General features: G+C 65.4%; 5 protein-coding genes. 3 read left to right on the top strand and 2 right to left on the bottom strand.

Translation table 11 applies throughout. The features are described from left to right. Positions 1–312 (bottom strand): response regulator (locus tag BRAS3809_RS02345; RefSeq protein ID WP_035655082.1); only part of this gene is annotated, 312 nt, incomplete at its 3' end. Continuing rightward, entirely contained in the window at positions 282–2,318 is a 2,037-nt protein-coding gene (locus BRAS3809_RS02340; RefSeq protein ID WP_052523324.1) for a sensor histidine kinase, read from the bottom strand. The genes BRAS3809_RS02340 and BRAS3809_RS02345, both read right to left, overlap by 31 nt. A 484-nt stretch (positions 2,319–2,802) precedes the next feature. On the opposite strand from BRAS3809_RS02340, the gene ugpB reads away from it, so the two are divergent. The 3 genes from ugpB to BRAS3809_RS02325 form a co-directional block, all read left to right on the top strand. Continuing rightward, a complete protein-coding gene (gene ugpB, locus BRAS3809_RS02335; RefSeq protein ID WP_008960495.1) occupies positions 2,803–4,128 on the top strand; it encodes a sn-glycerol-3-phosphate ABC transporter substrate-binding protein UgpB in 1,326 nt (441 codons plus the stop codon). A 2-nt stretch (positions 4,129–4,130) separates the two neighbouring features. After that, positions 4,131–5,081, top strand: a complete 951-nt coding sequence (locus tag BRAS3809_RS02330) for an aminoglycoside phosphotransferase family protein (protein ID WP_008960494.1) — start codon at positions 4,131–4,133, stop codon at positions 5,079–5,081. 212 nt (positions 5,082–5,293) lie between these two features. After that, on the top strand, positions 5,294–6,461 hold a 1,168-nt coding region (locus BRAS3809_RS02325), incomplete at its 3' end, for an ABC transporter substrate-binding protein (protein WP_035655080.1).

Genomic DNA, 6,461 nt, shown 5'->3' with positions numbered 1-6,461 from the left:
GTTCCGGATCTCGTTGCGGATGTATTCGACCAGCTCCAGGCCGGCGACGTCGGTCTCCATGATGACGTCGAGCAGCACCGCGGCGATGTCGCCGTGCTCCCGCATCAGCGCGCGGCCATCGGCGGCCGAATAGGCCGAGAGAATCTCGAGCCCCTGGCCGTTCAGGCTGTAGTCCGACAGCGCAAAGCGGGTGCCCTCATGCACGGCATGGTCGTCGTCGATGACGGCGATCTTCCATTTCCGGGCCGATTGGGCGTCCTCTGCGAAGCCGGTATCGTCGATCAGGTGGAGGACATCGTCCTGTTCGGCCATTGCGTCGTTCCGTCACCCATTGCTGTCTCGGCGCCGCCCTTGGCGACCCGGGGCATGATTATCCGAAAAGTCGTGCCTTGTCCCTCGCGGGATTCCAGCATCATGCGGCCGCCGAGCTGCTGCGTCACGAGATTGTAGACGATATGCAGCCCCAATCCCGTCCCACCCTCGTTGCGGCGCGTCGTGAAGAACGGATCGAAGGCCTGACGCTGCACGTCCGGAGTCATGCCGGCGCCGTTATCGGCGAAAATGATCTCGATGTCATCCGCCCCACGCGCCCGGGCCGTGATCGAGATGGTCCCCGCACGGCCATCGGCAAAGGCATGGTTGACGGCGTTCAGAAACAGATTGGTCAGAATCTGGCCATAGAACCCGGGATAGCCGTCGATGAAAAGCCCTTCCGGCACATCGACGGACAGCGTGACCGGAGCGCGCTTCAGCACCGGCTTCAGGCTGGTGATGATCTGGTCGGTGGCCTCGCTCAACACGAAGGTCCGCCGCTCCGCGTGCGACCGGTCGACGGCGACCTGCTTGAACGACTGGATCAGCTCGCCGGCGCGCTGCAGATTGGCGACGAGCTGCTCGGAGGCGTCGCGCGAGGTGCGCACGAACTCCTCGAGCTGCGACCGCCGCAGGCCGCCTTCGGGCGAGCGCAGCGCCGCCTCGAACATCTCGACACGGCGCGCGAAGCTGGAGGCCACGGTCAGGCTGATGCCGATCGGATTGTTCACCTCATGGGCGACGCCGGCGACCAGGCCGCCGAGCGCCGCGAGCCGCTCGGCATCGATGAGATTACGTTGCGCGGCATTGAGCTCGAGCAGCGCGCTTTCCGCCTTTTCCTTGGCCGTGCGCAGCTCGTCCTCGGTCTTGCGCTTGGCGATCGCGTTCTCGCGGAAGACCTCGACCGCGCGGGCCATCGCACCGACTTCGTCGCGCGCCTCCGTGCCCTGGACCTTTCGATCGTAATCGCCAAGCGTGATCGCGCGCATCGCGGCCATGATCTGCTGCAGCGGCAGCCGGATCGACAACGCGATCAGCACGCCGGCGGAGAGGATGATGCCGAGGAAGATCACCGCGATCGACAGCACCCGGCGGGAGATGTCGCGCAGCGTCTTGTCGAAGGTCGCCTGCGCCTTCTGCTCGCGCTGGCGCATCTTCACCGACAGGCCGTCGATGGCGGCGATGGTCTCGGCCTGGCTCGCATCGATGGTGTTGCGCAGCAGCTCGGTACGATTGCTCAGCTGATCCGTCAGCCTGGAGAAGCCTGCGCGCAACGCCGCCGTCCGCGCCGACAGCCGCTGCAAAGCCTGGCGCTGCAGATCGTTGTCGGCAAGGCCCGACATGACGGGAATGGTCTTCTCGATGGTCTCGATGTTGCGGCGGGCGTCGTCGGCGGAGGCGGGCGCCAGCGACAGGTAATAGGAGTTGGCGGCCACCAGCATCGCCGTGAAAGACTCGCGCGACTTGCCGAGCGACGGCCAGATCTCCGCGTCGCGATGGCCGGTCGCGCCCTCGATGACCGAATAGAGCCCGGCGATGTCGCGGGCCGGGCCGAGCACTTCCTCCTCATAGGTCTTGGAGATGGTCGCCTGCAGGCCGCGCAGTTCGCCGAAGCCGTCGAGGAAGCGCACGGTGACGCGCTCCAGCTCCTCGACCGATCCCGACAGCATCGGATCGGTCGAGGCGCGCGTCGTCAGCGTGCCGAGCACGGCCTCGCGCAGCAGCAGGATCTCGGCGAACAGCTCCGGGCTCGGCTGATTGATGTAGCGGTGGATGAGGTTCTGCAGCCGGCTAGTCTCGCTCTCCAGCAGCGCCAGCACCTTGTCGGACTCGCGCACCTGGCGGACGTCGTCCCAGGCCGTGCCCAGCACCTGCGCGCCGTTCCAGATCAGCGCGGCGAGCACGATGACCACGGCGGTGTTGAGGGCGGCAATGGACAGGATGCGCCAGCGGATGGGCACAGCCCGAAGCACGCGTACGATCCGAGCGCGCCCGAGGACGGCCATGCTGAGTGGCCGGTGGATGGGGGCCCGCTGCTTGGATCGCGCCACGATTGCTACCTCGGGCCGCGCCTTGGGAACTCATCCGTGCAGGATCGCTCCCGCGCAGCCGAGCTCTCGTGTTGCAATGCAAACGCCGTCACTGCGGTTCGCGGTGCGAGATCGCAGCCCTCCGGCAAGACCGCGCGGCAAGGCGCGCCCCCCGCAGCCTGCGTGAGCACCGGCGAGGCGTCCACTCTCGACACTGACGAAAGACGGGCGCGGTACACAGGCAACACTTTCCCCCTGGTGATGAGGTCGGCCAGGAAACGAAAAGGTTCAATGTCGGCTCCTGGCCGGTGCTATAAGGCCATTCTGACGCCAAAGCGCCACGCGTCAATGGTTTGCCGCAAAGTTGTTGCAGCCGCGGGTTGTCAAACTTTAAACTTCGTCCGATTGCGATTTGCATCCCCGGCACTGTTCTTTGATCGAAATTTGAAGAGGGGCCCTGGTGCGGATTTTCTGGCGTTCGCTTTCGGTCGGACTCGTGTTGTTTGCGGCTGTCTGCAGCGTGGCGGCGCGGGGCGCCACCGAGATCATGTGGTGGCACGCGATGTCGGGCGAGCTCGGCCGGCAGGTCGACCGCCTGGCGGCGGACTTCAACGCGTCGCAGTCCGACTATCGCATCGTGCCAAGCTACAAGGGCAGCTACACGGAGACCGTGACGGCGGCGATCTTCGCGTTCCGCTCGCGCAGCCAGCCGGCCATCGTGCAAGTCAACGAGATCGCGACCGCCACGATGACGGCGGCCAAGGGCGCGATCTATCCGGTGTTCGAGCTGATGGCCGACCAGCATGAAAGCTTTTCGCCCTCGGCCTATCTTCCGGCCATCACCGGCTATTACGCCGATGCCGACGGCAACATGCTGTCGTTCCCGTTCAATGCGTCGACGCCGATCCTCTACTACAACAAGGATCAGTTTCGCGCGGCAGGATTGGATCCTGCCGTTGCGCCCAAGACCTGGCCCGAGGTCGGCCAGGCCGCCAGACGGCTGCGTGAGCACGGCGTGCCTTGCGGATCGACGACCTCGTGGCCGTCCTGGGTCAACGTCGAGAACCTCTCTGCCTTCCACAATCTGCCGATCGCAACCAAGGCCAACGGCTTTGCCGGACTCGATGCCGTGCTGACCTTCAACAATCCGCTGGTGACGCGTCACATCGCCCAGCTCGCGGAATGGCAGAAGAGCAAGATCTTCGATTATGCCGGCCGTGGCCAGGCCGCGGAGCCGCGCTTCCAGAAGGGCGAGTGCGGCATCTTCATCGGCTCGTCGGCGACACGCGCGGACATCAAGGCGAATTCCAAGTTCGAGGTCGGCTACGGCATGATGCCGTATTGGCCCGACGTGGCAGGCGCGCCGCAGAATTCCATCATCGGAGGCGCGACGCTGTGGGTGCTGCGCGACCGTCCGGCTGCGGAATACAAGGGTGTCGCGAAGTTCTTCGCCTATCTGTCGCGACCCGACATCCAGGCGGCCTGGCACCAGAACACGGGTTATCTGCCGATCACCCAGGCCGCGTTCGATCTGACCCGCGCCCAGGGCTTCTACGACCGCAATCCGGGGGCGGCGATCTCGATCGAGCAGGTCACACTGCATCCGCCGACGGAGAATTCGCGCGGCTTGCGGCTCGGGTCTTTCGTGCTGATCCGCGACGCCATCGAGGACGAGATGGAGCAGGCCTTCAGCGGCCGCAAGCCGGCGCAGGCGGCGCTGAATGCCGCGGTCGAGCGCGGCAACCGGCTGCTGCGGCAGTTCGAGCGCGCGAGCCCGGACCGCTGACGATGGTGCTGCCCCACGTGGCCGATGCCGCGCAGTTGCGGCGCCTGCGGGCCGATACGGCAGGCTGGCTGCCGGTCGCCTCCGACATCGCCGCCTGCCATGGCTATGGCGCGGTGCGCCTCGTCCCGTTCGCGGGCGGCACCAATCTGGTCGCGGCGCTCGGCGACGGCGCGATCCTGAAGATCTTCCCCGCCTTTCTCCGCAGTCAGTTCCTGTCCGAGCGCGCAACGCTGCGCGTGCTGTGCCGCCGCCTCGCCGGCGTTGCCACGCCCGAGCTGTTGCAGCAGGGCCAGCGCGATGGCTGGTCCTATCTGATCATGACGCGGCTCGACGGCGTTCCTGCCTCCGATGTCTGGCCGCAGCTGGCGGAGCCGGACAAGCTCTCCTTGCTTCGTCACGTCGGCCGCGTGATCGCCGATGTTCAGCGGGTCCCGCCGGGGGTTTTGCTGGAGCTTGGTCCGCGCTGGTCCGACTTCCTGCAGGCGCAACGCGCGGGCTGTCATGATCGTCATCAACGGCTCGGGCTGCCGAAACCGCTGCTGGCCCGCCTCGATGATCTCTTGCGGGACGCGGCCGTGCTGCTGCCTCGCGATCCCGAGCCCGTCATCCTGACCGGCGAGTACATTCCGGAGAACTTCCTGGTGGCGCGCGACAGTGACGGCTGGCGCGTCAGCGGGCTGTTCGACTTCGGCGACGTCAGGACCGGGTTCGGCGAATATGACCTGCTGGGGCCGAGCGCGTTCATGGCGGCGGGCCATCCCGAACGCGTGCGCGCCTTGTTCGAAGGCTATGGCCTCGCGCCTGCGGCTATCACCTGGCAGCTCAAGCGACGACTGCTCGTGCTGATGCTGTTGCACGAGCACAGCGACCCGCTCCGGCACATCTGCATTCCGGACTGGCCGTCCAGGGTGGGGAGCTTCGAGGAGCTGCAGGCCTTGATCTGGCCGGCCTGAATCGCAGGGCGGATCCGGCTTGCGTAAATCGATCGCATGGCTCGGCCCGGTCCAAACTTTGTGCAAAATCGCCGATCTGTATGCAATACGACGTGCCGTCTCTCAACGTGAGAGTTCCATCCTTCGCGAATTCAATGACTTAGCCAAACAGCGGGCTTGGCACGAAGCTTGCGATTATAGCTCTCGCCGGTCGTATTCCGTGGGAGCATTTGATGAAGCGTCGTGATTTTCTGAAATCCGTCTCCGGTCTGGCTGCAGGCGCCGCGCTGCCGATGGCGCCGGCGGTGATCTCCTCCGCCAAGGCCGACGCACGGTCGGAGACGCTGCTCATCGTCTCCGAGGGCGGACCGAACAATCTCGACATCCACGGCGTGGGCACCAACGTGCCTGGCTACGAGGTGTCGTGGAACTGCTACGACCGGCTGATCAGCCACGAGATGAAGAGCGGTCCTGGCGGCATCCCGTATTACGACCGCGACAAGTTCAAGCCCGAGCTCGCCGAGGACATGACCGTCGGCGACATGTCGGCGACCTTCAAGCTGCGCAAGAACGCCAAATTCCACGACGGCACCCCGGTCACTGCGAAGGACGTCAAGTGGTCGCTCGATCGCGCCGTCAGCGTCGGCGGCTTCCCGACCTTCCAGATGAGCGCGGGCTCGCTGACCAAGCCGGAGCAGTTCGTCATCGTCGACGACTACACCGTGCGCGTCGATTTTCTCAAGAAGGACCGGCTGACGATCCCCGATCTCGCCGTGATCGTGCCCTGCGTCGTCAACTCGGAGCTGGTCAAGAAGAACGCCACCGACAAGGATCCGTGGGGCCTCGAATACACCAAGCAGCAGACGGCGGGATCCGGTGCCTACAAGGTGACGAAATGGACCGCCGGCACCGAAGTCGTCATGGAGCGCAATGACGACTGGGCGTGCGGCCCGCTGCCGAAGATCAAGCGCGTGATCTGGCGCATGGTGCCGCAGGCCGGCAACCGCCGGGCGCTGCTCGAGCGCGGCGATGCCGACATCTCCTACGAGTTGCCGAACAAGGACTTCCAGGAGATGAAGTCGAACGGCAAGCACACCGTGATCTCGCTGCCGATCTCGAACGGAATACAGTACATCGGCATGAACGTGACCAAGCCGCCGTTCGACAATCCCAAGGTGCGCCAGGCGCTCGCCTACGCGATGCCCTATCAGAAGATCATCGATGCCGTGCTGTTCGGCCTCGCCAATCCGATGTTCGGTGCAGCCGCCGACAAGGCGACCGAGGTCGCGTGGCCACAGCCGACCAAGTATGTCACCGACATGGAGAAGGCGAAGGCGCTGCTCGCCGAGGCCGGCTACGCCCAGGGCTTCGAAACCACGATCTCCTTCGACCTGAATTTCG

This window comes from Bradyrhizobium sp. STM 3809, assembly GCF_000239795.1.
Lineage (GTDB): Bacteria > Pseudomonadota > Alphaproteobacteria > Rhizobiales > Xanthobacteraceae > Bradyrhizobium.
The sequence above is the reverse complement of the archived record's forward strand: the minus strand, read 5'-3'. Positions and strand labels throughout refer to the sequence as shown.

Coding starts and splice junctions, on each gene's coding strand:
- BRAS3809_RS02340 (WP_052523324.1), bottom strand. CDS start 2,318: ATGGCCGTCCTCGGGCGCGCTCGGATCGTACGCGTGCTTCGGGCTGTG.
- BRAS3809_RS02330 (WP_008960494.1), top strand. CDS start 4,131: ATGGTGCTGCCCCACGTGGCCGATGCCGCGCAGTTGCGGCGCCTGCGG.